Below are 24,845 nucleotides of genomic sequence, written 5' to 3'. Positions count from 1 at the left end.
TGGTCACAGGGTGGTCATGCCGCCGTCGACGCGGAAGAGCGCGCCGGTGGCGTACGAGGACTCGTCGCTCGCGAGGTAGACCATGATGCCCTCGACGTCCTCGGCCGAGCCCGGTCGCCCGATCGGGATCCGCGAGACGATCGCGGCGCGCGCCTCGGCGTCCCCGAGATCGCGGTCACCAGCGGGGTCTCGGTGTAGCCGGGCACCACGGTGTTCACGCGGATGCCCTCGCCGGCGTAGGCGGCGGCGACCGTGCGGCCGAGGCCGTGGATGCCGGCCTTGGAGCTGCTGTAGGCGGTGAAGTCCTGGCCCTCGCCGTTCAGCCCCGTGGGGCTGCCGGTGGAGGACGATCGAGCCGCCGCGGCCCTGCATCGCCCTGACCGCGTGCTTCACGGTCAGGAAGGTGCCGGTGAGGTTGATGTCGATCGTCCTGCGCCACGCCTCCGGGCTCAGGTCGGCGATCTTCGCGTCCTGTCCGAAGAGCTGCACGCCGGCGTTCGCGACGACGACGTCGGGAGCACGGCCGTCCGCGTCGAGCTGTGCGAAGGCGGCCTCGACGCTCGCCTCGTCCGAGATGTCGAGCGCGACGGCGACAGCATCCGGGTAGGCGCCGGCCGCGTCGCGCGCCGCGTCGAGGTCCCGGTCCGTGAAGGCCACGCGGGCCCCTTCGCGGGCGAACCGCTCCGCGACGGCCCGGCCGATGCCGGAGCCGGCTCCGGTGACGAGGGCGTTCTTGCCGATGAGGCGTCCGGTCATGCGTGCTCTCCTTCGAGTCGATCCAGCTCGATCATAGGAGGCGAACCGGTTGACCGCATTCCCTTCTCTCCAGTGCGTCCGCTCGACTCCGCCGTCCGGCGTCTCCCGGAGCGTCCCGACGCGCCTCCGCGACCCCTTGACCCAGGAGCTGGGAGCGGCGACTCTCGCTACCACGCACGCTCCCACTCGCATCAGGAGGTCACCCATGAAGGTCGGCTCGCTCGTTCTCCGTCTCGCCGTCGGCGGACTGTTCGTCGGACACGGACTGCAGAAGCTCCGCGGCTCGTTCGGCGGTCCGGGCCTGGAGGGCACTTCGCAGATGATGCAGAGCCTCGGGATGCACCCGCCGCGCCGCAACGCCCTCGCGGCCGCGGTCACCGAGACCGCCGGCGGTGCCGCACTGGCCCTCGGAGCGGTCACTCCGCTCGCCGCCGCGGGTCTCGTGGCCCGATGGTCACCGCGGTGCGGAAGGTGCACTGGAGCAACGGCCTCTGGAACGCGGGGGGAGGCTGGGAGTTCAACGGACTGCTCGTCGCGGCGACCGCCGCGGTCGTCGCCGACGGTCCCGGTCCGCTCTCGCTCGACGCCCTGGTCGGCAAGGTCGAAGTGGGGCGCCGGATGGGCGCTGCTCGCGCTCGTCGCCGGCGCCGCCGCCTCGACCGCCGCCGTCGAGGCGGGTCGCCGCTCGGCGGGCGCCGGCGCGCCCGCGCCCACCACGGCCGACTCCTCCGCGTCGACCAGCCCCGACTCCCCCACCTCCGCCGCCGACGGCACCGCCTGACACCGTCGCTCCGGGTTCCGGAGGCTCGATCCCCGCGTCGTGAACGGCGTGCTCGAGCCTCCGGGACCACGTCGGCCCTCGCCCGTCGGCCTCTCCCGCTGGCCTCGCCTCGTGACCGACTCGCCCCGCCCCGCCGACCATCCGCCCCGTCCCGCCGCCGAGGACCTCGACGCCTGGCAGCGGGCGGCGGACCGTCTGCAGGAGGAGGGCGACGACGTCGTCGAGCGGATGCGCGTGCTCGCCGCGAGCTACCCGGGCGACGGCGGTCGAGGCCGATTCGAGCTGGGCGGTGCGCTCGACAGCGCCGTTCACGAGACCGAGGCCGCCGCCGAGTACGAGCGGGCGCTGGAGCTCGGTCTCGACGAGGAGCGCCGGGCGCAGCTGAGCATCCAGTACGCCTCCACCCTTCGGAACCTCGGTCGGCACGAAGAGGCCGTCGCGCCCTGCTGCGCGCGGCGGACCCACACCCCTCCGTCGGAGCGGCTCGCGAGGTCTTCCTCGCTCTGCGCGCTGCACAGCGCGGGACGCCCCGCCGAGGCGCTGCGCACCGCTCTCGAGGCCCTCACCCCCACCCTGCCCCGCTATCGACGGTCCGTCGCCGCGTACGCCGCCGCCCTGACCGACTGAGCCCTCACTCCGTGAGGAGCGCGTCGATCTGGCCCATCGCCTGGCGCATCCCCTCCTCCATGCCCATCTGGACCATCTGCTCGAGCTGCTCCACCGACTCGAAGGCCGAGCGGACGACCATCCGGGTACGCCCGGCAGCCTCCTCGAGGGTGACGACGGCGTGAGTCGTGCCGTGCTCGTCCACCGGGTTCCCGTCGTCGTCGGCGAAGCCGTCGTCGAACTCGAAGCGCGCGGGCTCCTCCACCGCGGTCACGAGCCACCATCCCCGGGCCTTCTCCCCATCGGGGCCGGTCATGTAGTAGCTGCTGCGGCTCCCCGGAACAGCCTCATGCCGCTCGAAGGTCGCCGGCCAGGTCGGCGGCCCCCACCACCGCTCGAGCAGTCGCGGCTCGACCCAGAATGCGCCAGACGCGGTCGATCCCCGCGTCGAACTCCGCGGTGATGGTCATGGTCAGGTTCTCGACGTCCTTGACGGACTCCAGCACGGTCATCGTGCGCTCCCTCTCCTCGGTTCTGCGGTCGGCTGCCGCCCTCCTCGGCGAGGAGGCCGGTGATGCGGTCGATGCGTCCGCGCCAGAGCTCCTCGTAGGCGTCGAGGAGTCGCGCTGCCCGCTGCAGCGCCTCGACCTCTCCGCTCACGAGCTGCTCCCGTCCGCTGCGTCGCTTGCGCACGAGCGACGCGCGCTCGAGCACCGCGACGTGCTTCTGCACCGCGGCGAACGACATCGCGTACTCCGACGCCAGCACCGAGACCGACTGCTCGCTCTGCAACACCCGGGCGACGATGTCGCGCCGGGTGGCGTCGGCGAGCGCTTCGGGACTACCCGGTCGATCCGCTCGTCGTCTTCCACATCTACAACCATTTGGTTGCACGTTACTCCTCGGGTCAGCGGGAAGGGAAGACCTGCCGGCCCGGATCCGACGAGCCGGACCTCGCGGCCCGGGTCGCGCGCTCCCCTCTCCCCTGAATCGTCCCGCCACCCCGGACATCAGCGGCGCTCCGCGGCCGCCAGCAGCCTCCGCGAGGTGCCGTCGAGGACCCAGCCGGGCACGTGGCGGGCGGCGAACAGCGACTCGTAGAGCTGCGCCATCGAGTACGCGGGATCGAGCCTCCGCGCCTCGCCGAGATGCAGTGCGGCGAGGGAGCCGACGCCGCGCGCCCACCAGCACCAGGCCAGCACGGTCAGGACCGGCACGCGCGCCCCGGGAGGAGCGAGCGCGGCTGTCCGCGCCAGCGCGGTCGTCGCCCGCTCGAGTCGTCCGCGATCCGGCCCGAGGCCCCTCTCCCATCAGCAGCTCGGCGTCGGCGACGTCCCTCGCATCGGTGCGCCCGATCGCCGCCTCCCTCGCGATGATCTCGTCCATCGTCTCGCCGGTGAACTCCTGCTCCGCCTGCTGGCGGACCACGCGGAGGAACGACGACCGCGCACGGTGAGGGCCGAGCGCGATCTGCAGCGTCGGCTGGTCGCGCAGTGGCGGGGACTGCAGGAGCTGGAGGACCCGCCCCTCCCTCCGCGCGACCAGACGGCCCCTGCAGCCCATCGCTCGACGACAGCGGTCGGGTCCTCGAGCATCCCTCCCGGCGGCGTCGCGAGCACCGCCTCGACGACGCGGCGGTCGTCCTCCTCGACCACCGGGAGCACGGCGAGCGCCGACACGTCCAGCGGCTCGTCCGCCACCGCTCGCGAGAAGAGGCCGGACTCGCTGTCCTCGATCCCGGCGAGAGGACGCGGAGTCCGCCGCTCCGAGGGGAGCGTGTACCTGCCCCAGCCGTCGGACGCCACGCACGCCACCCCCACGATCCCGAGGTCGGTGCGCTCGGGACGCTCGACGAGGGCCCGGCCCAGCTGCGGGAGCGGGATGCCCGCCTCCGCGTCGAAGCTCCGATCGGTGTAGACGACGGCGAGGACTCCGTCCGCCTCGGGGACCGCCGCCAGCGAGGCGACCGCACCCTCTGCGAGGGCGTCGACGTCCGACGGACGCAGCTCCGCGGCGAGCGGGAGGCGGAAGCCGCCGACGGTGCGGCGCCCGAGGAACGGGACGACCACCAGGGACTCCTGCGGGAGGACGCCCAGGAGCGACGGGACGACGGAGAGCAGGTCGGCGAAGCCCTTCGCACGGACGAAGCCTCGACCTCGCGCAGCAGGTCGGGGTCGGATGGACGGGAACGGTCGGAGGTGCGATCGAGGAGGAGGCATGGCGGACAGCGTCGTCGGTCCGCGACGGGCGCGGACGCGTGAGGTGGGATCCGGTGGAGACCTGCCGCGCCCGCTCGCCTGTGGAGGAGCACGGCTGCGAGCCGGAACCACCGCGCGGCTCGCTGCCTCTGCGCACTGGTGCACTCTCCCGTCCGCGCCGTAGCCTGCCCTCATCCGCAGCTCCGTCGCCCCGTCGGAGCACAGAGAGAGGGAGTCAGATGATCGAGATGAAGCTCGAGCTCGTCCCCGTGCCGGTCACGGACGTCGATCGCGCGAAGGACTTCTACACCCGCGTCATCGGCTTCGTCGCCGATCACGACGTCGTCGTCCACGACGGTCTGCGATTCGTGCAGCTCACTCCGCCGGGCTCGGCCTGCTCCGTCGTCCTCGGCCTCCGGAATCACCGACATGGTGCCGGGCTCCCAGAAGGGACTCCAGATGGTCGTCGCCGATGCGGTCACCGCCCGCGAGGAGCTCCTCTCCCGAGGAGCCGACGTATCGGAGATCGACTCGCAGCCGTGGGGCGAGTTCGTGCACTTCGCCGACCCGGACGGCAACACCTGGTCCCTGCAGCAGATCGTCGTCCCCGGCTGAATCCGGCCGTCCGGTCTCCTCCGGTCACGGGATCGACGCGGAACCGAGACGATCCGCCTCCTGCCGACACTGTCACAGTGAGAGCGGACGAGGGGAGGCGCGATGATCACCGACGAGACGACGGACGCCGAGCTCGTCCGCCGGGCGGCGGCGGGCAGTGAGGCTGCCTTCCGCACGCTCTACCGGGCGTACGTCCGCCCGGTCTACTGGATCGCGCACGGCATCCTGCGCGACCCAGGTAATGCCGAGGAGGTCGTGCAGGAGACCTTCGTCCTCGCCTGGAGCAAGCTCGAGGGTCCTCGAGCTGGCCAGCGACTCGCTCCTCCCGTGGCTCGTCACCATCTGCCGGTACCAGGCGGCGAACCGGATGAGGGCCGTCCGGCGCGAGCGCGAGCGCACGGTCCAGACCGATGAGGAGGTCGCCTCCCCGCACGATCCTCGAGCAGCAGATCGTCATCGCCGCCCTGACCGAGGCGGTCCTCCGTGAGACGGAGGGGCTCTCCGAGCTCGATCGCGCTGTCTTCCGCCTGTGCGCCACCGAGGGCCGCGGCTACGAGGAGGCGGCCCGTGAACTGGGCGTCACCCACGCCACCGTCCGCAACCGCCTGTCGAGGGTCCGCCGCAGGCTCCGCCTCGTGGTCGACGATTTCCGAGGAGCAGAGCAGCCATGACCGAGTCCCCGTCCTCCTCCCGACCCTCGACGACGAGCGCGTCTCCGCGATCGAGACCCGCCTGTTCCGCGCCCTCGCCGCGCAGCGGCAGGCCCGTGCACTCCGCCGACGCAGGGCTGTCGCCCTCACAGGAGTCGCCGCGGGCATCCTGGCGCTCGCCGTGGTGGTCGGCCCCTCGTCAGCGTGAACGGCATCACCAGCGGCGCGTCCGACTCCGCCGCGATCGCTCCGCAACCCGCCGGGGACGGCTCGGGCGGCGCGAACGGCGACTCCGGCGCAGGAGGGAGCGAGCAGTCGGCACCCTTCGTCCCGGGCGCGGCGGACGGCCCTCCCGCGGACGGTGCGGCGGAGGCGACCTCACGCGAGATCGTGTCGACCGCCGCGGCCACTCTGCGAGCGGGTTCCGTCGACGAGGCGATCCGCACGCTCTCCGCGAGCGCCTCGGCGCTCGGAGGGTACGTCGAACGCTCGAGCACGTCCGACCGGGTCGACCTGGGGGCGACCGAGGCGGAGGGCGTCGCGGGGGACGACGGATCCGGCGGCCTCGCCTACCCGACGCCGCTGCCCGACGGCGCCGGCTCGATCACGATCCGCATCCCCTCCGATCGCCTCGCCGAGGCGCGCGACTCCTCGACTCGCTGGGCGCCGTCACGGCATCGACCCTCGACCAGCAGGACGTCACGCTCGAGGCCGTCGATCTCCGCGCCCGCTCGGAGGCGGCGAGCGCCTCGGTCGACCGCCTCACCCAGCTCATCGCGCAGGCGGGCAGCCTCGCCGATCTGCTGGCCGCCGAATCCGCGCCTCACCGAGCGGCAGGGCGAGCTCGAGTCGATCCAGCAGCAGCTCACCGCTCTCGAGAGCCGGGCTGGCGCTCGCCTCCCTGACCGTCACCGTCCTCCCCGAGGAGGCCGTCACGTCCGCGAATCCTGCAGGCTTCCTCGACGGCCTCGCCGACGGGCTGGAGCGGGCTCGTCGCGGCCGGCAACGCCGCACTCATCGGGATCGGATTCCTGCTGCCCTGGCTCGTCGTCGCCGCGCTCGTCGCAGCGGTGGTCCTGGTGATCCGGCGCCGGAGGGCGACGCCACGACCAGGAGCGCCGGACGAGCTCGGCGCTGACCAGGGCGTGCGAGTCGCGGAGGGTGCACCGCGGTCGTCCTCGCCTCCCGGCCGCTCGGCTGCGGCGGGGCGAGACGCGGGACTATCCTCCAGGGTGGCCTCCGCGCCTCCCGCCCCACCAGAGAGAACCACCGTGAGCCTCCTCCGCACCAAATCCGTCGAGCAGTCGATCTCCGACACCGACGAGCCCGAGTTCCGCCTCAAGGAAGTCGCTGTCGGCCCTCGACCTCACCGTCTTCGGCGTCGGCGTCGTGATCGGCGCCGGCATCTTCACCCTCACCGGCCGCGCCGCGCACGACATCGCGGGCCCGGCGATCGTGCTGAGTTTCGTCGTCGCCGCCTTCGCCTGCGCCCTCGCCGCCATGTGCTACGCCGAGTTCGCCTCCACTGTGCCGGTGTCGGGCTCCGCCTACACGTTCTCGCGTACGCGTCCCTCGGCGAGCTCTTCGCCTGGATCATCGGCTGGGACCTGATCCTCGAGCTGTTCCTCGGGGCGAGCGTGGTCGCCCAGGGCTGGAGCGCCTACCTCGGCTCCTTCCTCGCACAGCTCGGCATCGTCCTGCCCCCGGCGATCTCGTACGGCGGAGTCGTCGACGTGCCCGCGATCCTCCTGGTGCTCGTGCTGGGCGGGCTCATGACGTTCGGCATCAAGGAGTCCCTCCGCGTCAACATGGTGCTCGTCGCGGTGAAGCTCTTCATCGTCCTGTTCGTCATCATCGCGGGCATCCAGTTCATCAACACGGCCAACTACTCCCCCTTCATCCCGCCGGCCGCCCCGACGGAGTCCGCCTCCGGTCTCACGCAGCCCCTGCTGCAGTTCCTCTCCGGCATCGAGCCCGCCACGTTCGGAGTCGGCGGCATCATCGCCGGCGCCTCCCTCGTCTTCTTCGCCTACATCGGCTTCGACGTCGTCGCGACGACCGCCGAGGAGACGAAGAACCCGCAGCGCGACATGCCCATCGGCATCATCGCCTCGCTCGCGATCTGCACCGTCCTCTACTGCGCGGTCGCCCTCGTCGTGACCGGCATGGTCCCCTACCGCGAGCTCGACCCCTCCGCCGCTCTCGCGAACGCCTTCGCGTACCACGGCCAGACCTGGATGGCGACGGTCATCTCGGCCGGTGCCGTCGCGGGGCTCACCACCGTCGTGCTCACCCTGCTGATCGGCGCGACGCGGATCATCTTCGCGATGTCCCGCGACGGCCTGCTGCCCCAGCGCCTCGCGACGGTGCACCCGCGCCTGCGCACCCCCTGGGTCACCTCGCTCGTCGTCACCGTCGTCGTCGCCCTGCTCGCCGGGCTGACGCCGATCGGCGTCCTCGAGGAGATGGTGAACATCGGCACGCTGTCGGCGTTCGTCCTCGTCTCGGTCGGGGTGATCGTCCTGCGCCGCACGCGGCCGGATCTCCAAGCGCGGCTTCCGTGTGCCGCTGAATCCCTGGCTGCCCGGCCTGTCGGCGCTCATCTGCACCTACCTGATGCTCAACCTCTCGATCGAGACGTGGCTGCGCTTCCTGGTCTGGCTCGCGATCGGCTTCGCCATCTACTTCGCCTACCTCGCAGCCGCGCGAAGATCGCGAAGTAGTCCTCCAGGACGCGGGCACCGGGGTCGGTCGGAGCACCTTCTCCATCGCCTTCCCCCTGGCCAGCTCGTCCACGAGCTTGTCGAGGTAGCGGATCCTCTGCATGAGCGGGTCCTCGACGTCCTCCACCGGATCCCGCAGATCACCCCGGTGATCAGCGGAGCGTTCGGGTGGAGGCGTGCGGCCGCGAAGAAATCCTCGAACGTCGTGCGCTCGGCCAGATGCCGCTGCAGCTCGGCCTCCTCGAACCCGGTCAGCCAGCGGATCACCTCGTGCAGCTCCTCGACGCTGCGCCCCTTCTTCTCCACCTTGGCCACGTAGTGCGGATGGACGTCGGCGACGGCGGTGCGGAAGATCCTGCTCATGGCGGAAGGGTAGCCCGGGAGGACCCGATCGCACAGGCCCCGCGACCGGCGGGAATGCCGCGCTCCCCAGAGCCCTTGCACTCGGTATGAGAGCGATCGTCTACAGCGCCACCGGCGCCTCCTCCGTCCTGTCCCTCGTCGACCGCGAGCCCGTTGCGCCCGCGGAGGGCGAGGTCCGCGTTCGCGTCGTCGCCTCCGGAGTGAATCCCACCGACTGGAAGGCCCGCGCCCAGGGCGATCTCGCCTTCGACGAGGTCGTCCCGAACCAGGACGGCGCGGGCGTCATCGACGCCGTCGGCTCCGGAGGTGGGCGGTCTCGCTGCAGGCGACCGCGTCTGGTTCTTCCTCGCCGCCCACCAGCGCCCCACCGGCAGCGCGCAGGAGTACACGGTTCTCCCCGCCGAGCGCGTCGTCCGCCTGCCCGAGGGCATCGGCTTCGACATCGCCGCCAGCCTCGGCGTCCCGGCGATGACCGCGCACCGCGCCCTCACCGTCCACGAGCAGGGCCCGACCCGCCTCTTCCGCGGCGCTCTCGCCGGCCGCACCGTCCTCGTCCAGGGCGGCGGCGGGAGCGGTTGGCCACGCCGCGATCCAGCTCGCGGTCTGGGCCGGCGCCACCGTCATCGCCACCGTGAGCAGCGACGTGAAGGCCGAGCTCGCCTCCGCCGCCGGCGCGCAGCACGTGCTGCAGTACCCCGACGACGCCCTCGCCGACCGCATCCGCGAGCTGGCTCCCCGACGGCGTGCAGCACATCGTCGAGGTCGCTCCCGCGCAGAACGCCGCGCTCGACGTGGAGGTGCTCGCCAACCACGGCAGCATCGGCTACTACGCGAACAACAACGGCGACGAGTTCACGATCCCGATCGTCCCCAGCTTCGCCAAGAACGCCCGCTGGCAGGGCCTCCTGCTCTACACCGTCGGTCCGGAGCCCCTGCAGGCGGCCGCCGAGGACATCACCGCGGCCCTCCGCGACGGAGCGCTCCCGGTGGGAGAGGCCGCAGGACTCCCCCTGACGTGGTTCCCGCTCGAGGAGACCGCCGCCGCCCACGACGCCGTCGAGGCCGGCACCACCGGCAAGATCCTCATCCGCGTCGCCGCCGAGTAGAGCGCGCACAGAACGTCGGTCGGGAGCACCGCGAAGCGCCGTCAGCGCCCGCACACCGCTCCCGGCCGTCGCTCTGCGTGTCTCGCATGGCCGCGGAACGCGTAGCCGTCCGGCGAGAACGGATTACGCTCCGCACCCCGTGCAAGAAGACCCCCTGGAAACAACGAAGCCCTGGTGGAAGAGGCTTCTCCACCGGGGCTTGCTGTCGGGCTGACAGGATTTGAACCTGCGACCCCTTGACCCCCAGTCGCCCAAACGGCTCGACAGTCACCAAAAACCGCTTAGTGCCGCAGATCAGATCATTCAGAACACGTCGCGCGATGCATGGTTTGCATGCTTCTGGTCCCCTTTGGTCCCCCAGCGCAAGTGTCTTGTACACGCCGTCACGGCTTCGCAGACCCCGATGCCTCTGCCGCAAGGCGCGCTTTAGGACGTCGACATCAAAATCTGGAACTCCAATACGTCCGCGATGCTGACTGTGCTGGATTAGTAGCGACTCTGCGAAGGGGCTACCAAGGGACGCGATCGGCTCGTAGGAGGCGAGATCGTCGAGGCTTTTCAGCACGTACATCCTCAAGGTCGATCACAAGATCTGGGATATCTCGAAACCTCGGCAAGTAGTGGTATCGCCCTCGGGTGGACGCCAGTACGTCCTGCCGGAAGACTAGACCACTCGCCTTTACCTCGGTTTTGCTCTGCCTTGCCCTTATTCTTCTCGGCTGTGAATTCGTTCTTCCACTCTAGGTATTTGGAGTGTTTTTCAAGCAAGGTCGCTTGCGCCAAGAGGACAAACCCGACCTTGCGCTGAGCGAAATCACATGCCGGAGTCAGCGCCACCCACCATGTCTGATCGGACGCCCGCATAATGTCTCCAGAGAGCGGACGGCCGAAGTCGGTGGATACACGTAGCGGTGACTGGGATGAGAGGTGAAGGACTGCTCTTGGTCGTCAACGAGTACGCGCGCAAGGCGACTTATGAGGACTTGCGCAATATCTGAGGAGTCACCGTCCTCAATATACTCAGCCCAGTTTGGGGCCAGTTCCGTCCACATGTGCGCCCGCAGGACGGTTGCAACATGCTTCTCGATACCGCTGATCGTGATGACGGCCCCGCTTTCAACGGCCGCACGGATCGCCGCAGGGAGCTTCTCGGTCTCTTCTTTATCCACCACCGTTACCAGAGGTAGCATTTCCTCGTGGGCGACCTTGCCGGGCAACGCCGTCCAGAACACGACGGGTGCGAACCGGGCCTCTTTGATCTCAAGGTAGACAGCGTGACCGGCGGTTTCATCCTCAGTTACGGTATCGGACGCATCGCGACGGACATCTAGGACGACCACGTCACCTTTCGCCACGGCTGACCTTGGCAAAACCATCATCGAAGTCAGTCTCGACAGAAACTTCCACTTCGATCTCCGGGCTTTCGGCGAAGGCGTCCTCAATTTCTCGCTTGGCATCTGCTGCGAGATCTGCCTTGTCCTCAATGATGAGGACCTCTAACCTTCTCCCTCATTGTGCCCGCCTCTTGAAAGTCGCTTCAAACGTCGCACCGTCAAGCGGTCCCTCGTCTACCAAGATGAGCTCGCCTTCGTATATGTCCTCAACGAGGTTGCCCACAATGCTCAGACCAAGGCCAACTCCCTCGGGCTTGCTTGAGAAGTATGGATCAAAGATCGTGCCCCCGAATGCCCTCTGGAACGCCCGGTCCCGAGTCGCTGACTGCGAACGTCAACGACTCATCAGGGTTGCTTCTCGCATCAACAAGCACTTTTCGCGAAGCGTCCTTCGGCTGAGTGGCGGCCCAATAGATCGCGTTCTGAATGAGGTTGACCAGGACCGTTAGAACCTCGGCTTCATCAAGACGAGTCACGACGTCGGTTTCACCTGCTTCAAGGGTCACGCCACTGTCGTCAGCCCCAACCTGCATTATTGCGATTGCCTTCTGAATAAGATCGCTGACGCGGATCTCCTTTGGTCGACTCGCGCTTGCGTCCTCCGAAGGGTTCAATTTGGTTGAAGAGCGATGAGAGCACCTGCGCTTGAACAGCCGTCTGCTCCATCGAATCCCCTGCGATCGTGATTTTCTCATCCACGGATAGAGATGCTTTCGCCAGATCGCGCGACCCAAAACGCGAAATGTTCTTAAGTCTCGTAACAACTGTTCGCCCGTCGTGAAGGACACGGTCGACCAGTGATCCCAGCGTGGCGAGACGCGAGTATCGCGACAGGACGTGCTGAACCTCGGTTACCCCTTGCTGGATGTCGCGGTTCTTCTCGTCAAGCAGGCCGATGAGTCGGGTGTCACCAGGGTAGCTCGCGGCGAGTGCGCTGCGTATCTCGCCAAGGTCGAACCTCTCGAACAGCCCGCCCTTCTTCTCGGTTGGCGCTTTATCGGGATGTCGTGCCGTGTATCGACGGGTCTCTAGCTCGTTCAATGAAGCTCGGACCAATGCCTGAAGGTCTGAATAGGACGGCCCTGCGAGAAAACCCTCGCGGTTCGACTGGTCTTTCAGACCCTCATTGCTGTCAGCTCCGATGAAGATGTGGCCGATGATCTGATTGTTGGAGAGCCTACGGGTAGGACTTTGGACGCGTCGAAGGTCTAGGCCTAGCCAGTCGTCACCGCTCTCTCCGAAAGGCAGTACCCGGAAGCCGTCCCTGTAAATGCTGACGCCCGCGACAACGTCGAGTGTTTCGCGAAACCCCTTCAAATCCTTTGAGGTCGGCGTTGGCCCACTCGGACTCGCCGCTTCAAGCGTCCGCTGAATGGCGTCTTTATCTCGATCCCATACGTTGATCTCGAAGTCGAAGAGCCCGGCGTTCGGCGCGCGTTTGTCGTTGTTCCACAACAGTTTTGTGCCGAGATCTTCGTCGATCGGAGGGGTCTGCTGTACGTAACGAAGGCTTGCTGAACCGTTCTTGTCGACGGACCCGCTAAGTCGATAATGGGGTGTCTGGAGATCTGCTGAGGTGTCTACTGGACCAGCGAACCCTGCAGTCCTTCTGGCACCGCTAGAAGTTCAATGAGGATCTGGAATTCAGGGGTCGCGGGTTCTGGACCGTCGGTGATTGACGCTTCGTTCGCGGTATTGGCGACTGGTCGGGGACGGATCAATCGCGTGAGCGCGGTGCGAAGTTCGACGAAGTCCTCCTCCGTCCATCGGCGCGTCAGCTTGTCGATTTGCAGCAAGGTTCCGTGTCCGCGTTGCCGCGTCTCGCTGTCGGAGTCGGAGAAGACTTCGTTGGCCGAGCCGTTTTCAGAAAAGAGGTCTGGGTCGCCCAGCTCCCACGCCACTTCGATCTCATCAAGGTAGGCGTCGTCGCGGTCGAACTGGGTCCAGTCGATGAGGAGCTTCACCTCGATGGCGTCCGCCATCCTGGTCACGAGCATCAGCTCGCTGCCGAGCCTTGCAGCGGCCAACCGACCGATGCCTTTCTCGCCGAGAACGCGTCGTCCGCCGTCACTTTTGGGCTTGCGCTTTTTGGTGTCGGTAGCGATGTCGAGCCACGAACGCTGAAGAGTGGGGAACGTCCATCCCGTGCCCGTCGTCCCAAACCTCGATCTTGCCGGTGCCTTCTTCCAGAGGTCCGTGAAAGCGAATGATGGCAGTAGTTGCGTCGGCGTCGTAGCAGTTCTTGACCAGTTCGATGAGCGCAGCTTGTGTCACTACTGATGAGATCGTTACCCAGCGTGCGCAGCAGACGTTGCTCGTGGTCTCAGCGCGCCAAAACCGGTCGGAGTAGCTGGGTCGTGTTGCCGGGTTACGATCTCATCGGTCATGACGCTTCCTCTATCCCCAAGTTCTCAAGGTCCGCACCGAGAGGACTCATGATGTGCGCCCGCGCCTCGGAGACTGTGATCGCTCGTATGGCGCTCATCCGCAGTGCGGCTTCGGGTCCGGTGGACACCAATTGGGCCAAGGCAACCTTAATGTCGGTGTGCAGTCCGGTCTGCGCCTCCGGCAGGCCCATGAGTGAGGGTGACAACTTTGCCGATGTGCTCGTTTACGAGCAGCTCGTTACCGCCACGCAAGAGTGCAAAGACCTTGCGCTGGGCGGCACCAAGCAGCGTCGCCAGAAGTGAGTCGAGTCGACTGATTCCTCGTTGCGCAAGATCTCGCGGAGGTCTCGAACGGATTGCTTCCTTGTTTTGCTGAGATTCTGAATATCGATGTGTTGAAGGGATCTTGCCGTCAGATCCTGAATCCCTCCGGACCGGCTCCATGAGACGAATGCTGAGGCAAAGGGCAGCCGATGCACGTCGAGCAAGGCGCCGATAGCGGCTGCGGCAGCGGTCATATCTGGACCGGGATACAGCCACCATGTCGCCCGCCGCTGCCGGAGCGCCCATTGGGTGAGGTGAGCTCGCATCGCTGGCAGCGGCGCGGGCTCGTGTCCGGGCTCGCTGAGTGGCAGGATCGCTTGAGCAACGACGCGGCCAAGAATCGGAGGGACTGCGTTTCCGATCTGGCGAAATGCGTCGCTTCGAGTTCCGAAGAACCGGAAGCTGTCGGGGAACGTCTGAATGCGCGCGGCCTCGCGGACAGTGAGGGTGCGGTGCTCTCCCGGGTGGATGTACCAGTACCCGTCCTTGGCGATGTGCGCGGTGATGGTCCGGCTGAGGTCGTCCCAGTCGAGCCGTTTGTATTTGTCGTTGAAGGTATCGGAGCGGTATCGCTTGAGACGGTCGGGGAGATCGGAGTAGAGGTCGACGAGGTCATCAGCTCAAATGCCTCGCGGTCGTCGTCGCGCACTGGACGGGTCATGTGGTCGTAAATGACGCCTGGGCTTGATGAACCGCGTAGCTCTTTCGCGAGTGCCCGTGTGGGTGCACTCAGGTAGGGCAGTTCTCGGCCCCCGGTGGTGTTATTCAGCGAGGGCGGATCCTCGATCGCGTCGCGGACCAGACGGCGGATCGTCCTTCAGGCTCGGCCATACTGGCAGAGCTCCGTCGTTCCGTGCTTGGAGGATGAATCGCTTGCGATGCTGGGGGACGCCGTGTCTCCACGCGTCAAGGAGTCTGTAGTCGACGGTATAGCCCTCGTCTTCGAGGATGCCCGCAATTTCTCGAATGACTTTGAGATCGTCTCCGATAGCCATGTCAGGCACGTTCTCCATGAGGACGGCACGAGGCCGAAGCGCGAGCACCACGTCGATGAACGAACGCCAGAAGCTCCTTGCGCGCGTCAACCGCGTCGCGCGTTCCTTCGTTGACGAGTGAACGGATCTTCGCGCGACCGGCCCTGCTGAACGGCTGGCACGGCGGCCCGCCTGCGACGAGATCAATGCCGAGAGGACGCAACTCCTCGATAAGGACGGCGACCTGCATTGAGTCGGACATATCGACTTCTAGCGCTCGTCCGCGGAAGTTGGCACGGTGCGTCTCTAGAGCTGCTGTGTCATGGTCAACCGCCGCCACTACGGTCCACCCGGCTGCCTCGACGCCAGCGCCAAGCCCTCCAGCTCCTGAGAACAGGTCTATCGCGAGGGCGTCCTGAAATCTTCTCGGCGGCGCACCACTCGACGAAATCTTCGTCCTCAGGAGCGTCGAGGTGCCGGGGCAGGATTAGCGGGACAGAACGCTCCAGCTTCACTGCGTACGTTGCCACGCGTCACGACTCCTTGCCGACCCTAAGCGTTCACCTCCAGGAGAACACGACCGATACTGTTGGGTGTCGCGACACGCCACGACAATGCCCCCAAACGTCATTTTACGGGTACGAGAGACTGCGGCGCACGCCCATGACGCACCACTCGCCGTCTGGCCGCGCCGTTCAGCTAGCGGCACCGCCATCGACCTCGCCCTACAAGATGGCGTCCAGTCATCGGAGGTGCCGATCCTGGCCATGGTCGTCGACCACATCCTCGACCCCGGTCCGGCCAGCAACACCGACGGGCGACTCGCAGAAGACGGACGACTCGTCGGCCACGCACTGCGCCGCCTTGTCGCCGGCAATCTCGCCGGTCTGTTCGACGGGCCATCGACAGTGCGGTTCGACCCATCATTACCGATGATCAGTCTCGACCTGACGCGGGTGGCGGAGAACTCCACGCTGATCTCGGTGCTGATGACCTGTTCCAGCGTGTGGATGGACGTGGCGCTGATGGACCTCAACGGCGGGCACCGGTGGGTGATCTACGACGAAGCCTGGCGACTCCTAGCCTACCCCGCGCTCCTGAAACGCATGGATGCGCAGTGGCGGCTGGCACGGCATTACGCGATTGCGCACAAGCTCACCGACCTCGACAACGTCGCGGCGACCAAGGGCTCCGCCATGCGATCCCTCACCAACTCGCTGCTGGCGAATGCGAAAACGCGGACTATCTACTGGCAAGAGGCCGACCAGCTCGGTCGCCACCGCGGCGGCCCTCGGGCTCACCGGCACGGAACAGAAGCTCCTCCCCGGCCTCGGAACCGGACAAGGGCTGTGGTGGATCAACGCTCCGTCGTCGTCCAGCACCAGCTACACCATGCGGAGCCCGATGTCTTCCGGACGGATGCTCGCTACCTCGGAAACCCCTAAAACCAGTCGCGGCGAGACACTACTCGACTTTCCATATGCCGATGTTCGCGCTGATCATTGCTGCAGGCAGTGCGTCGAACACCTCGCGCATTGCGGCGGAGAGTGCGTCAAATCCGGCTCGAGATTCTTGCACGAGACTTTCGAGGGTCGGAGGCACGTGGCCGGTCGTGATCCCGACACTCAATGACATTGTGCGTTCGCCTGTCTCGACCCAGGGGTTTGAGGTGAGCGCGCCGCCTTCGATGCTTTGGGGTCGCCAACGGTGATAGCCCACGTCGCGGCGTGCCGCTAGTGCACCCCAGTCGGGGTCTGCGACTACAGCCACGCAAAGGAGCGACGAGCGCGGTAAGCGGCAGCTCAACAGATTCCCTTGCTGCTCGTGCAAGAGCTTTAACGGTTTCCGCGTTGAGCGAGAGGTTGGAATCCCGGCTCTCGACGAAGGGTTTGGGCGGACCGTTCCACCGCAGCGCCTTGTCCAAGTATGTCGTGTCGTGGTGCGCTCGCACGACGCGCGCAACCACGTTCACGGCCGCGTGGCCGGTGCTGATCGACCAAAGACCCGAGGCTTCTGCAAGTGCTCGGCCCGCCAAGGTCCTCCGGTTCTCTTGCTTCGGCTCGGGCGTGATGTCCTGCCAGACTTCCGCGTCTCTGACCGCTGTGAGCGCCAGCCCGAGCTGTTCCCCTGCGGCGGCAGCGCGTCCCAGCATCTCCGCCATGTACCCGTGGGGCATGCCGGCAAGAACGCCTCGCGGTTCGGCAAACTGTGCTCGAGCCGCAAGAAGCTGCCAGTCCGACGACACTTTGAACTGCTTCCGATCGGTGTCGCCTACTGGCTTCCCGCCGTCACCGGGGAACAGAGAGCCGAGAGCAACGGCGACCACACGAGAGTCGTTCGCGCTAAGTGTCATAAAGCCATCTTGACACCGAGAAGACGTGCGCACGGCGTGATGTGCCGCCTACCTGTTCTCGAACCCCTCCGGCCCGTACTCGAGCACTTGGCCGAGGGGAAAGCTCCCGAAGACCAACTCCTCGTCGGGCCCGAGGGCGGTGTGCTCACCACGGCGACTGCCCGGGATGCCACCAATTGGGACACGATCGTCGCGCGGCTTGGCTTGCCCGATCTAACTCGTCACGGACTCCGCCACACGGGCGACATGGATGGCCGACGCTGGCGTGCCGCTGCACGTGCTTCAAGAGAACCTTGGGCACGCATCTATGGAAACGCCCCGCGGGTACGTGCACCCCGATGACCGGCACCTTGCCTCCGCGGCGGAGCAGGCCGAAGCGTTCCTCTCCCCTCCGGACAAAAGCGCCAGGCCTCACGAGGCAGCGTCAATGCTGAGGCCTCTGATGCCTTATCAGATGCCCACATATCGGCAGGGAGCAGTTCTGGTCCCCTTTTGAACCCCTTATCCATAGGAAGGGCATGGCAGCGGTTTCTGTTGTCCACAGCCCAACTCCGCCAAAAGGTCGAGGGGGACCAAAAGTGGCCTCCGGAAACAGCAAAACCCTGATGAGAAGAGCTCCTCATCAGGGTTTTTCTGTCGGGCTGACAGGATTTGAACCTGCGACCCCTTGACCCCCAGTCAAGTGCGCTACCAAGCTGCGCCACAGCCCGTGGCAGTCCGGGTTCGTGGCCCGTGCAACTCGACTATCTTAGCGGGTCGCAGGCCCGGAAGTGAAAACGAGCCATGTCCGCGCCTGCGTAGAATCGCTGAGCGCCCGCGCCCCGGAATCACCGGTGGCGGGGCGGACAGCACGGGAGGCGGCATGGACGCGCGGCAGAGACGATCGCAGGAGTCGCTGCACAGGGCGATCATCGATCTCGCCACCGAGCGCGCCGTCTCGGGCCTCACGGTCTCGGACATCACCGACCGCGCCGGAGTGAACCGCTCCACCTTCTACGCGCACGCGGCCTCCGCCGCCGAGCTCCTCACCGCGGCGCTCTCGATCGAGCTCGACGTGATCCGGGTGGACTACCTGGCGCGCCTGGGCGAGGGCGATCCCGCGGATGCGTCCAACAGCGAGGCGACGGTGCGGATCCTGGACCACCTCGAGCGGCACCGCTCTCTCTACCTCGGCGCCTTCGACGACGCCGGAGGAGACTCGGGCCTGCGCGTCATGCTGGCCGGCCACTTCCGCCGATCCGTCAACGACGCGGTCGCGAGCGGTGCGGTCACGGTCCCCAGGAGGGCTTCCTCCCCGGTGGTGCCGCCGCCTACATCTCGGCCGGTTCCGCCGCGCTGATGGAGGAGTGGCTGCGCCTGCCGGATCCTCGAGACCCGGATCTCTACCTGGACGCGTTCGCGCAGGTCCTGCCGCCCTGGTGGCCGCTGTCGTCGAGCGCCTCCGCCGTCACTGGGGCCTGAGCACGCACGAGCGCCTCCGGCCCGCAGGATCCGAGGATCCCGGCGGGCCGGAGGCGTGTGAGGGGACGGCTCTAGCCGGGCCCGCTTCTCGCGGACGCGCATGTTGACGTTGACCGGCGACCCCTGGAAGCCGTAGATCTCACGCAGGCGGCGCTGGATGTAGCGCCGGTAGCCGGGGTCGAGGAAGCCGGTGGTGAACAGCACGAATGTCGGCGGGCGCGAGGACGCCTGCGTGCCGAACAGCACGCGGGGCTGCTTGCCGCCGCGCAGCGGGTGCGGGTGCGCCGCGGTGAGCTCGGCGAGGAACGCGTTGAACTTGCCCGTCGGGATGCGCGTGTCCCACGACTCGAGTGCGAGCTCGAGGGCGGGGACGAGCTTCTCGAGGTGGCGGCCGGTCCGGGCCGAGATGTTGACGCGGGGCGCCCACGCGACGTGGGCGAGATCCGTCTCGATCTCGCGCTCGAGGTAGCGGCGGCGCTCGTCGTCCAGGAGGTCCCACTTGTTGAAGGCGAGGACCAGTGCGCGACCCGACTCGAGGACGAGGTCGATGATGCGGACGTCCTGCTCCGAGATCGGCTCCGAGACGTCGATCACGACGACCGCGACCTCGGCCTTCTCGAGCGCGGTCGAGGTGCGGAGCGACGCGTAGAAGTCGGCGCCCTGCTGCAGGTGCACGCGGCGGCGGATGCCGGCGGTGTCGACGAAGCGCCACACCTTGCCGGCGATCTCGACCTGCTCGTCGACCGGGTCGCGGGTGGTGCCGGCCAGCTCGTTGACGACGACCCGCTCCTCCCCCGCGGCCTTGTTGAGCAGGCTCGACTTGCCGACGTTCGGGCGGCCGAGGATCGCGACGCGGCGCGGCCCGCCGACCTCGCGCTTGGCGACGGCCGACTCGAGGGGCAGGGTCTTCAGGACCGTGTCGAGCAGATCGGCGACTCCGCGGCCGTGGACGGCCGAGACCGGGTAGGGCTCGCCGAGCCCGAGCGACCACAGCGAGGCGGCGTTGGGCTCCTGGCGCGCGTCGTCGACCTTGTTGGCCGCGAGGAACACCGGCTTCTTCGTCTTGCGGAGCAGCTTCACGACGTGCTCGTCGGTCGCGGTGGCCCCGACGTTCGCGTCGACCACGAAGATCACGGCGTCGGCGAGGTCGATCGCGATCTCGGCCTGAGCGGCGACGGAGGCGTCGATGCCGCGGGCGTCGGGCTCCCAGCCGCCGGTGTCGACGATCGTGAAGGAGCGGTCGATCCACTCGGCCTTGTACGAGACGCGGTCGCGCGTGACGCCCGGGGTGTCCTCGACGACGGCCTCGCGGCGGCCGAGGATGCGGTTCACGAGCGCCGACTTGCCGACGTTCGGACGGCCGACGATCGCGACCACCGGCAGTGCCGGCAGGTAGCGCACCTCGTCGGAGTCGCCGCCTGAGTACTCCAGGAGGGTGAGGTCCTCGTCGTCGAGGTCGTAGTCCTCGAGTCCGCTGCGGGCGCGTTCGCGCGTGAGGAGACGAGCTGCTCGTCGAGATCGCCGAGGCGCTCGACGAGGTCGTCGTCTCCGAAGTTCAGCTCGTCGTCACCGACGTGCGTGTCCTGTGCCATGACCGGCCCTTGCTCTCGAGGTATTGACCTCGGCGATGACCGCGTCGACGGTCTGCTCGAAGTCGAGATGAGTGGAGTCGAGAAGAGTGACTCCTTCTGCGGCGTTCATGAAGTCGACGACCTGGGAGTCGGCACGATCCCTCGACCGCAGTGCCTGACCCGTCGCTTCCGCGGATTCCGTGGTGACCTCGCGCGAACGCCTGGCCATTCTAGCCTCTTCGCTCGCCGTGAGCAGGATCCGGACCTCCGCGGTCGGTGCGACGACCGTCGTGATGTCGCGTCCCTCGACGATGATGCCCGCCTTGCGGGTCTCGCCGATGATGCGGCGGAAGAGCAGGGTGACGCGCCGGCGCACCTCCGGGACCTTCGCCACGGCCGAGACGCGACCCGTGACGCGGGGCTCGCGGATGGCGGCCGTCACCTCGGTGCGTCCGACCCAGACCGAGTACGACTCGGGGTCGGTGCCGATGGAGTAGTCGAAGCCGTCGAGGGCGTCGACGATCGCGTTCTCGTCCTCGAAGTCGAGGCCCACGTCGATCCCGTGCCAGGCGAGGGCGCGGTAGGCGGCGCCGGTGTCGAGGAACTCGAAGTCGAGGCGGCGGGCCGCCTCGCGCGAGACGCTCGACTTGCCGCTGCCCGCGGGCCCGTCGACGGCCACGACGATCGCGTCACCGAAGTCGGCGGACTCGTCCGTCCGGGTGCCGCGGTCCGTCGACGAGAGGCTCCGCCGTCCTCCGGCATGCTCTGCTGGGCACGGCGGGCGGGCGTCATCCTGTTCAGGCCGCCCTCCTGCCTGTTCTGCTCGGTGCTCATCCGGCGATCCTCCAGCCGCGTGCGGTCAGTTCTTCTGTCAGCGGGCCGACCGCCTCGGGCACCACCGAGATCTCGGCGAGGCCACGCGGCGCCCCTCCGCGTGCTCGAGGCGCACGTCCTCCATGTTGACCCCGGCCTCGCCGATCTCGACCAGGAGTCGGCCCAGCGTTCCGGGGACGTCGTCGATCAGCACGATCAGGGTCGCGAAGCGCTGGTCCTGGCCGTGCTTGCCGGGCAGGCGGGCGACGCCCGCGTTGCCCGCGGCGAAGTGCTCGGCCAGGACGCGGCGCGCCCCGGCGGCGTCGAGTCCGCGCAGGGCGTCCGTGAAGTCGGCCAGATCCTCGCGCAGCGCGTCGAGGACCTCGACCACGTTGGCGCTGTTCGCCGCGAGGATCTGCACCCAGAGCTCCGGCGCCGAGGCGGCCAGCCGCGTGACGTCGCGGACGCCCTGGCCGGCGAGTCGGAGCGACGCGTGCGGCGCCTCGAGCAGCCGCGCTCCGAGGAGCGAGGAGACCACCTGCGGGACGTGCGAGACGAGGCCGACGGCGAGGTCGTGCTCCTCCGGGTCCATCTCGACGATCGCCGCGCCGAGATCCAGCGCCAGCGCCTCGACGAGGGCGAGGGCGTCGGCGGTCGTCTCCCCGTCGCGGCAGATCACCCAGGGACGCCCGACGAACAGGTCGCCTCGGGCGGCCACGGGCCCGCCCCGCTCGCGGCCGGCCATGGGGTGCGAGCCGATGTAGCGCGCGAGGTCGATGCCGCGCTCGCGGAGCTCCCGCAGGGGCTGCGTCTTGACGCTCGCGACATCGGTCACGACGGCGTCGGGGTGGGCGGCGAGTTCGCGCTCGATGACGCTCGAGACCACGTCGGGCGGCACGCAGACGACGACGAGCGCCGGGCGGTCGTCAGCGGAGGCGGCCCGGCCGGCCCCGTAGTCGATGGCGAGCGAGAGGCTGGCCGGGGACGCGTCGTCGAGGACGACGTCGACCCCGCGCGAGGCGAGGCCGAGGCCGATGCTCGCGCCCAGGAGCCGGAGCCGACCACCCGCACCGTGCCGGTCGTCCGCATCGCGGGCGGGGCGGGGTGCAGGAGCTCGTTCACCCCGACAGCCTACCGATCCGGTCGTCGCAGCTTGTCCGGGCCGCTGCGGCGTCCGGCTGCAGGGCGCCGATCCGCAGCCGGGGAGGAGCGCCGGTCGTCGGCGGACCGACGCTCACTGGAGTCGCGCCGGTCGGCAGGAGGACGCCGGTCGGTGGAATCGCGTCGGTCGTCCGAAGAACGCCGCTCACCCGAATCACGACGATCGGGAGCAGGACGACGCTCCCCCGAGTCACGACGCTCGGGAGCAGGACGACGCTCCCCCGAGTCACGACGCTCCGGAGCCGGACGCCGCTCCCCGAGTCACGACGCTCGGGAGCAGGACGACGCTCGCCGGAGGTCGCGCGCGCCGCCGACGGACGCCGCTCACCGGAGTCGCGCCGCTCGGGAGCAGGACGACGCTCCTCGGAGGATCGCCGCTCCGCGCTGTCACGCCGCTCCCGCGCGGGCGCGCCGTCCTCCCGGCGATCCTGCCACCGCGGCCGCTCCTCGGACCGCGAGCGCTCCTCCGACCGGCCCTGCTCCTCGACTCGCGGACGCGGACGCCGCGCTCCCGCGCTCGCCTTCCGCGTCGGCTCCGGCTTCTCCGCGGCCACCTTCTCGTGACCCTGGCGCGAGATGGTCAGCAGAGCGCCGAGCTCGTCGCGGGTGAGGTCGCGCAGGTCGCCCGACCGGAGCGCTCCGAGGTGGAGCGGCCCGAACTGGCGCCGCACGAGCTCGACGCACCGGGTGGCCGACGGCGGCGAGCATGCGCCGCACCACGCGGTTGCGTCCGGAGTGGAGGGTGATCTCGACGAGAGAGCGTTCGCCTTGCCCTCCGGTCGGCCGAGCAGTCGCGCCTTGTCGGCCGAGACCGGTCCGTCGTCGAGCTCGACACCGGCGGTCAGCGCGGCGATGGTCTGGGGCAGCACGTGCCCCTGCACCTTCGCGATGTAGGTCTTGGTCACGCCGAACGACGGGTGCGCGAGCACGTGAGCGAGCTCTCCGTCGTTGGTCAGCACGAGCAGTCCCGACGTCTCGGCGTCGAGGCGGCCCACGTTGAACAGCCGCTCCTCGAAGTTCTGGGTGTAGGTGCTGAGATCGGCACGGCCGTTCTCGTCGGCGAGGGAGCTGACGACCCCGACCGGCTTGTTCAGCATCACGTACCGGCGGGTGGTGTCCAGCTGGACCGCCACTCCGTCGACCTCGATCGCGTCCGTCGCCGGATCGATCCGGCGCCCGAGCTCGTCGGCCACCTCCCCGTTCACCCGGATCCGCCGGGCGACGATCATCTCCTCGACCACCCGTCGGGAGGCCACTCCCGCCGCGGCGAGGACCTTCTGCAGTCGTTCGCCCTCGGGCCCGCTGTCAGGCGTGCTCATCGAATCCGTCCCGTCCGTCGCTCAGAAGTGGTGAGATCTTCGGCAGCTCGTCGAGCGAGGCGAGGCCGAGGTGCACGAGCAGCTGCTCCGTCGTGCCGTAGAGGATCGCGCCGGTCTCGGGGTCGTTGCCGACCTCCGCGATCAGACCGCGGCCCAGGAGTGTGCGGGCGACCGAGTCGACGTTGACGGCGCGGATCTGCGCGACCTGTCCGCGCGAGATCGGCTGCTTGTAAGCGATGACGGCGAGTGTCTCCAGCGCCGCCTGCGAGAGCTTGGTGGGGTTCTGCGTCAGCACGAAGTCCGACACGACCGGGTCGTACTCGCGGCGGACGTAGATCCGCCAGCCCGAGCCGACCTCGCGCAGCTCGAAGCCGCGGCGCACTCTCCCCATCGGCACCGTCGAAATCGGCGACGAGGCGCTCGATCGACCGGCGCACGATCGCGACCGGCCGCGAGAGCGCGGTGGCGAGGGACACGAGCGACTGCGGCTCGTCCGCGACCATCAGGATCGCCTCGATCGCGCGGTCGATCTCGAAGGCGACCGTGCCGGGGGCCGCCTCCTCGGTCTCAGCCGTCATAGTCGGCCCCCAGGTGGGCGAGGTTCGCATCCGACCACGACTCGGCGACCCACTGCAGCGTGAGCTCGCCCAGCGGCTCCGGCTGCTCGAACGTGATCGCGGCGTGGCGGTACAGCTCGAGCACGGCGATGAAGCGCGCCACGATCACGCCCTTCTCGTCGGCGGTGGCGATCAGCTCGCGGAACGTCGCCGTCGTCCGCGCGCGCAGCACGCCCACGACGTACGCCGCCTGCTCGCGGATGCTGATGAGCGGCGCGTGCAGGTGGTCGAGACCGACGGTCGGGATCTCCTTCGGCGCGAGCGCGAACGCCGCCAGCGCGGCGAAGTCCTCGGCCGAGAGCGTCCAGACCAGCTCCGGCTTCTTCGCGCGGAACTCCTCCTCGAGGGCACGTCGCGCACGTGCCGAGACGTCTCGATCCCGATCCGCTCCGCGAACCAGCTCGACACCTGCTTGAACGCGCGGTACTGCAGGAGTCGCGCGAACAGCAGGGTCCCGGGCCTCCAGCAGAGCGGCGTCCTCGGCGTCGACGAGCTCGCCCTGCGGGAGGAGGCCGGCGATCTTGAGGTCGAGGAGCGTCGCGGCGACGACCAGGAACTCCGACGCGCGGTCGAGCCCCTCGAGCGTGTCGATGCCGTGCAGGTACGACAGGAACTCGTCCGTGACGGCGCTGAGCGCGATCTCGGTGATGTCGACCTGCTGCTTCGCGATCAG

18 protein-coding genes, 1 tRNA gene and 14 pseudogenes are annotated in these 24,845 nt (G+C 68.3%); 12 read left to right on the top strand and 21 right to left on the bottom strand.

The window, feature by feature from the left end:
- Positions 1–3 precede the first annotated feature (3 nt).
- Positions 4–756: an SDR family NAD(P)-dependent oxidoreductase gene (locus tag AC0CII_RS03080; protein WP_465228655.1), complete on the bottom strand. Its 753-nt coding sequence runs from the start codon at positions 754–756 to the stop codon at positions 4–6.
- A gap of 205 nt (positions 757–961) precedes the next feature.
- Between AC0CII_RS03080 and AC0CII_RS03075 the strand changes: the two genes are divergently transcribed.
- Positions 962–1,537 (top strand): DoxX family protein, encoded by a 576-nt coding sequence (locus tag AC0CII_RS03075; protein WP_465228654.1) that lies wholly within the window; start codon positions 962–964, stop codon positions 1,535–1,537.
- Between the two features lie 39 nt (positions 1,538–1,576).
- Entirely contained in the window at positions 1,577–2,164 is a 588-nt protein-coding gene (locus AC0CII_RS03070; protein WP_465228653.1) for a tetratricopeptide repeat protein, read from the top strand.
- Between the two features lie 4 nt (positions 2,165–2,168).
- Here AC0CII_RS03070 and AC0CII_RS03065 read toward each other — a convergent pair.
- The 4 genes and pseudogenes from AC0CII_RS03065 to AC0CII_RS03050 form a co-directional block, all read right to left on the bottom strand.
- Positions 2,169–2,655, bottom strand: a pseudogene (locus AC0CII_RS03065) (SRPBCC family protein).
- 43 nt (positions 2,656–2,698) lie between these two features.
- A pseudogene (locus AC0CII_RS03060) lies at positions 2,699–3,027 on the bottom strand (ArsR/SmtB family transcription factor); the annotation flags it as partial.
- Positions 3,028–3,153: 126 nt separating this feature from the next.
- A pseudogene (locus AC0CII_RS03055) lies at positions 3,154–3,420 on the bottom strand (DUF4192 family protein); the annotation flags it as partial.
- Between the two features lie 33 nt (positions 3,421–3,453).
- Positions 3,454–4,362, bottom strand: coding sequence for a DUF4192 family protein (locus AC0CII_RS03050; protein ID WP_465228652.1), 909 nt, complete (start codon positions 4,360–4,362; stop codon positions 3,454–3,456).
- Positions 4,363–4,583: 221 nt separating this feature from the next.
- Between AC0CII_RS03050 and AC0CII_RS03045 the strand changes: the two are divergent.
- The 5 genes and pseudogenes from AC0CII_RS03045 to AC0CII_RS03025 form a co-directional block, all read left to right on the top strand.
- Positions 4,584–4,956, top strand: a pseudogene (locus AC0CII_RS03045) (VOC family protein).
- A gap of 102 nt (positions 4,957–5,058) precedes the next feature.
- Complete coding sequence (locus AC0CII_RS03040) at positions 5,059–5,370, top strand: RNA polymerase sigma factor (RefSeq protein WP_465228651.1); 312 nt, start codon at positions 5,059–5,061, stop codon at positions 5,368–5,370.
- The gene (locus tag AC0CII_RS03035; protein ID WP_465228650.1) at positions 5,367–5,627 is read left to right on the top strand and encodes a sigma factor-like helix-turn-helix DNA-binding protein; all 261 of its coding nucleotides are present in this window, start codon (positions 5,367–5,369) and stop codon (positions 5,625–5,627) included. The genes AC0CII_RS03040 and AC0CII_RS03035 overlap by 4 nt, the downstream gene beginning before the upstream one ends.
- The gene (locus AC0CII_RS03030) at positions 5,624–6,511 is read left to right on the top strand and encodes a DUF4349 domain-containing protein (protein ID WP_465228649.1); all 888 of its coding nucleotides are present in this window, start codon (positions 5,624–5,626) and stop codon (positions 6,509–6,511) included. The genes AC0CII_RS03035 and AC0CII_RS03030 overlap by 4 nt, the downstream gene beginning before the upstream one ends.
- 366 nt (positions 6,512–6,877) lie before the next feature.
- Positions 6,878–8,339 (top strand): annotated as a pseudogene (locus AC0CII_RS03025) (amino acid permease); the annotation flags it as partial.
- Positions 8,340–8,357: 18 nt separating this feature from the next.
- Here the strand turns inward: AC0CII_RS03025 and AC0CII_RS03020 are convergent.
- A pseudogene (locus AC0CII_RS03020) lies at positions 8,358–8,692 on the bottom strand (DUF2200 domain-containing protein); the annotation flags it as partial.
- A gap of 86 nt (positions 8,693–8,778) precedes the next feature.
- Here AC0CII_RS03020 and AC0CII_RS03015 point away from each other — a divergent pair.
- Positions 8,779–9,798, top strand: a pseudogene (locus AC0CII_RS03015) (NADPH:quinone reductase).
- A gap of 827 nt (positions 9,799–10,625) precedes the next feature.
- Here the strand turns inward: AC0CII_RS03015 and AC0CII_RS03010 are convergent.
- From AC0CII_RS03010 to AC0CII_RS02990, 5 genes are all read right to left on the bottom strand, one after another.
- On the bottom strand, positions 10,626–11,153 hold the full coding sequence (locus tag AC0CII_RS03010) for a hypothetical protein (RefSeq protein WP_465228648.1): 528 nt from the start codon (positions 11,151–11,153) through the stop codon (positions 10,626–10,628).
- A 311-nt stretch (positions 11,154–11,464) separates the two neighbouring features.
- Complete coding sequence (locus AC0CII_RS03005) at positions 11,465–11,698, bottom strand: hypothetical protein (RefSeq protein WP_465228647.1); 234 nt, start codon at positions 11,696–11,698, stop codon at positions 11,465–11,467.
- A 10-nt stretch (positions 11,699–11,708) separates the two neighbouring features.
- The gene (locus tag AC0CII_RS03000; protein ID WP_465228646.1) at positions 11,709–12,647 is read right to left on the bottom strand and encodes a hypothetical protein; all 939 of its coding nucleotides are present in this window, start codon (positions 12,645–12,647) and stop codon (positions 11,709–11,711) included.
- 125 nt (positions 12,648–12,772) lie between these two features.
- Positions 12,773–13,174, bottom strand: a complete 402-nt coding sequence (locus AC0CII_RS02995; protein ID WP_465228645.1) for a hypothetical protein — start codon at positions 13,172–13,174, stop codon at positions 12,773–12,775.
- An 85-nt stretch (positions 13,175–13,259) separates the two neighbouring features.
- Entirely contained in the window at positions 13,260–13,466 is a 207-nt protein-coding gene (locus AC0CII_RS02990) for an ATP-binding protein (RefSeq protein WP_465228644.1), read from the bottom strand.
- A gap of 161 nt (positions 13,467–13,627) precedes the next feature.
- Between AC0CII_RS02990 and AC0CII_RS02985 the strand changes: the two genes are divergently transcribed.
- On the top strand, positions 13,628–13,882 hold the full coding sequence (locus tag AC0CII_RS02985) for a hypothetical protein (protein WP_465228643.1): 255 nt from the start codon (positions 13,628–13,630) through the stop codon (positions 13,880–13,882).
- Here AC0CII_RS02985 and AC0CII_RS02980 read toward each other — a convergent pair.
- The 3 genes and pseudogenes from AC0CII_RS02980 to AC0CII_RS02970 all read right to left on the bottom strand — a co-directional run.
- Positions 13,804–14,442 (bottom strand): annotated as a pseudogene (locus AC0CII_RS02980) (DNA cytosine methyltransferase); the annotation flags it as partial. The gene AC0CII_RS02985 and the pseudogene AC0CII_RS02980 overlap by 79 nt on opposite strands.
- Positions 14,443–14,664: 222 nt before the next feature.
- Positions 14,665–15,084, bottom strand: coding sequence for a DNA cytosine methyltransferase (locus AC0CII_RS02975; RefSeq protein WP_465228642.1), 420 nt, complete (start codon positions 15,082–15,084; stop codon positions 14,665–14,667).
- A pseudogene (locus AC0CII_RS02970) lies at positions 15,047–15,274 on the bottom strand (DNA cytosine methyltransferase); the annotation flags it as partial. The gene AC0CII_RS02975 and the pseudogene AC0CII_RS02970, both read right to left, overlap by 38 nt.
- Positions 15,275–15,584: 310 nt before the next feature.
- Here AC0CII_RS02970 and AC0CII_RS02965 point away from each other — a divergent pair.
- Both AC0CII_RS02965 and AC0CII_RS02960 read left to right on the top strand, forming a co-directional pair.
- Positions 15,585–16,322: pseudogene (locus tag AC0CII_RS02965) on the top strand (ATP-binding protein); the annotation flags it as partial.
- 1,158 nt (positions 16,323–17,480) lie between these two features.
- Positions 17,481–17,726, top strand: a complete 246-nt coding sequence (locus tag AC0CII_RS02960; protein ID WP_465228641.1) for a hypothetical protein — start codon at positions 17,481–17,483, stop codon at positions 17,724–17,726.
- 140 nt (positions 17,727–17,866) lie between these two features.
- Here the strand turns inward: AC0CII_RS02960 and AC0CII_RS02955 are convergent.
- Positions 17,867–17,940 (bottom strand) — tRNA-Pro (locus AC0CII_RS02955).
- Positions 17,941–18,092: 152 nt separating this feature from the next.
- Here AC0CII_RS02955 and AC0CII_RS02950 point away from each other — a divergent pair.
- Positions 18,093–18,569, top strand: a complete 477-nt coding sequence (locus tag AC0CII_RS02950) for a TetR/AcrR family transcriptional regulator (RefSeq protein WP_465228640.1) — start codon at positions 18,093–18,095, stop codon at positions 18,567–18,569.
- A gap of 197 nt (positions 18,570–18,766) precedes the next feature.
- Here AC0CII_RS02950 and der read toward each other — a convergent pair.
- The 6 genes and pseudogenes from der to AC0CII_RS02920 all read right to left on the bottom strand — a co-directional run.
- Positions 18,767–20,283 (bottom strand): annotated as a pseudogene (gene der, locus AC0CII_RS02945) (ribosome biogenesis GTPase Der); the annotation flags it as partial.
- Positions 20,258–20,947: a (d)CMP kinase gene (gene cmk, locus AC0CII_RS02940; protein ID WP_465229020.1), complete on the bottom strand. Its 690-nt coding sequence runs from the start codon at positions 20,945–20,947 to the stop codon at positions 20,258–20,260. The pseudogene der and the gene cmk, both read right to left, overlap by 26 nt.
- A 145-nt stretch (positions 20,948–21,092) precedes the next feature.
- Positions 21,093–22,164 (bottom strand): annotated as a pseudogene (locus AC0CII_RS02935) (prephenate dehydrogenase).
- Between the two features lie 638 nt (positions 22,165–22,802).
- Positions 22,803–23,555, bottom strand: a pseudogene (locus AC0CII_RS02930) (pseudouridine synthase); the annotation flags it as partial.
- A pseudogene (gene scpB / locus AC0CII_RS02925) lies at positions 23,542–24,133 on the bottom strand (SMC-Scp complex subunit ScpB). The pseudogenes AC0CII_RS02930 and scpB, both read right to left, overlap by 14 nt.
- Complete coding sequence (locus AC0CII_RS02920; RefSeq protein WP_465229019.1) at positions 24,123–24,842, bottom strand: segregation and condensation protein A; 720 nt, start codon at positions 24,840–24,842, stop codon at positions 24,123–24,125. The pseudogene scpB and the gene AC0CII_RS02920 overlap by 11 nt, the downstream one beginning before the upstream one ends.
- Between the last annotated feature and the right edge of the window lie 3 nt (positions 24,843–24,845).

This window comes from Rathayibacter sp. AC182 (assembly GCF_979253875.1).
Note: the sequence above shows the minus strand (reverse complement) of the source record. Positions and strands in the feature narration are given on the sequence as shown.

What these genes read in the sequence shown, in the direction of transcription:
- AC0CII_RS03030 (WP_465228649.1), top strand. Translation starts at nt 5,624, where the DNA reads ATGACCGAGTCCCCGTCCTCCTCCCGACCCTCGACGACGAGCGCGTCT.
- AC0CII_RS02950 (WP_465228640.1), top strand. Translation starts at nt 18,093, where the DNA reads ATGGACGCGCGGCAGAGACGATCGCAGGAGTCGCTGCACAGGGCGATC.
- AC0CII_RS02985 (WP_465228643.1), top strand. Translation starts at nt 13,628, where the DNA reads ATGATGTGCGCCCGCGCCTCGGAGACTGTGATCGCTCGTATGGCGCTC.
- AC0CII_RS03080 (WP_465228655.1), bottom strand. Translation starts at nt 756, where the DNA reads ATGACCGGACGCCTCATCGGCAAGAACGCCCTCGTCACCGGAGCCGGC.
- AC0CII_RS03035 (WP_465228650.1), top strand. Translation starts at nt 5,367, where the DNA reads ATGAGGAGGTCGCCTCCCCGCACGATCCTCGAGCAGCAGATCGTCATC.
- AC0CII_RS03040 (WP_465228651.1), top strand. Translation starts at nt 5,059, where the DNA reads ATGATCACCGACGAGACGACGGACGCCGAGCTCGTCCGCCGGGCGGCG.
- AC0CII_RS03075 (WP_465228654.1), top strand. Translation starts at nt 962, where the DNA reads ATGAAGGTCGGCTCGCTCGTTCTCCGTCTCGCCGTCGGCGGACTGTTC.
- AC0CII_RS02960 (WP_465228641.1), top strand. Translation starts at nt 17,481, where the DNA reads ATGGCCGACGCTGGCGTGCCGCTGCACGTGCTTCAAGAGAACCTTGGG.
- AC0CII_RS03050 (WP_465228652.1), bottom strand. Translation starts at nt 4,362, where the DNA reads ATGCCTCCTCCTCGATCGCACCTCCGACCGTTCCCGTCCATCCGACCC.
- AC0CII_RS02995 (WP_465228645.1), bottom strand. Translation starts at nt 13,174, where the DNA reads ATGGCGGACGCCATCGAGGTGAAGCTCCTCATCGACTGGACCCAGTTC.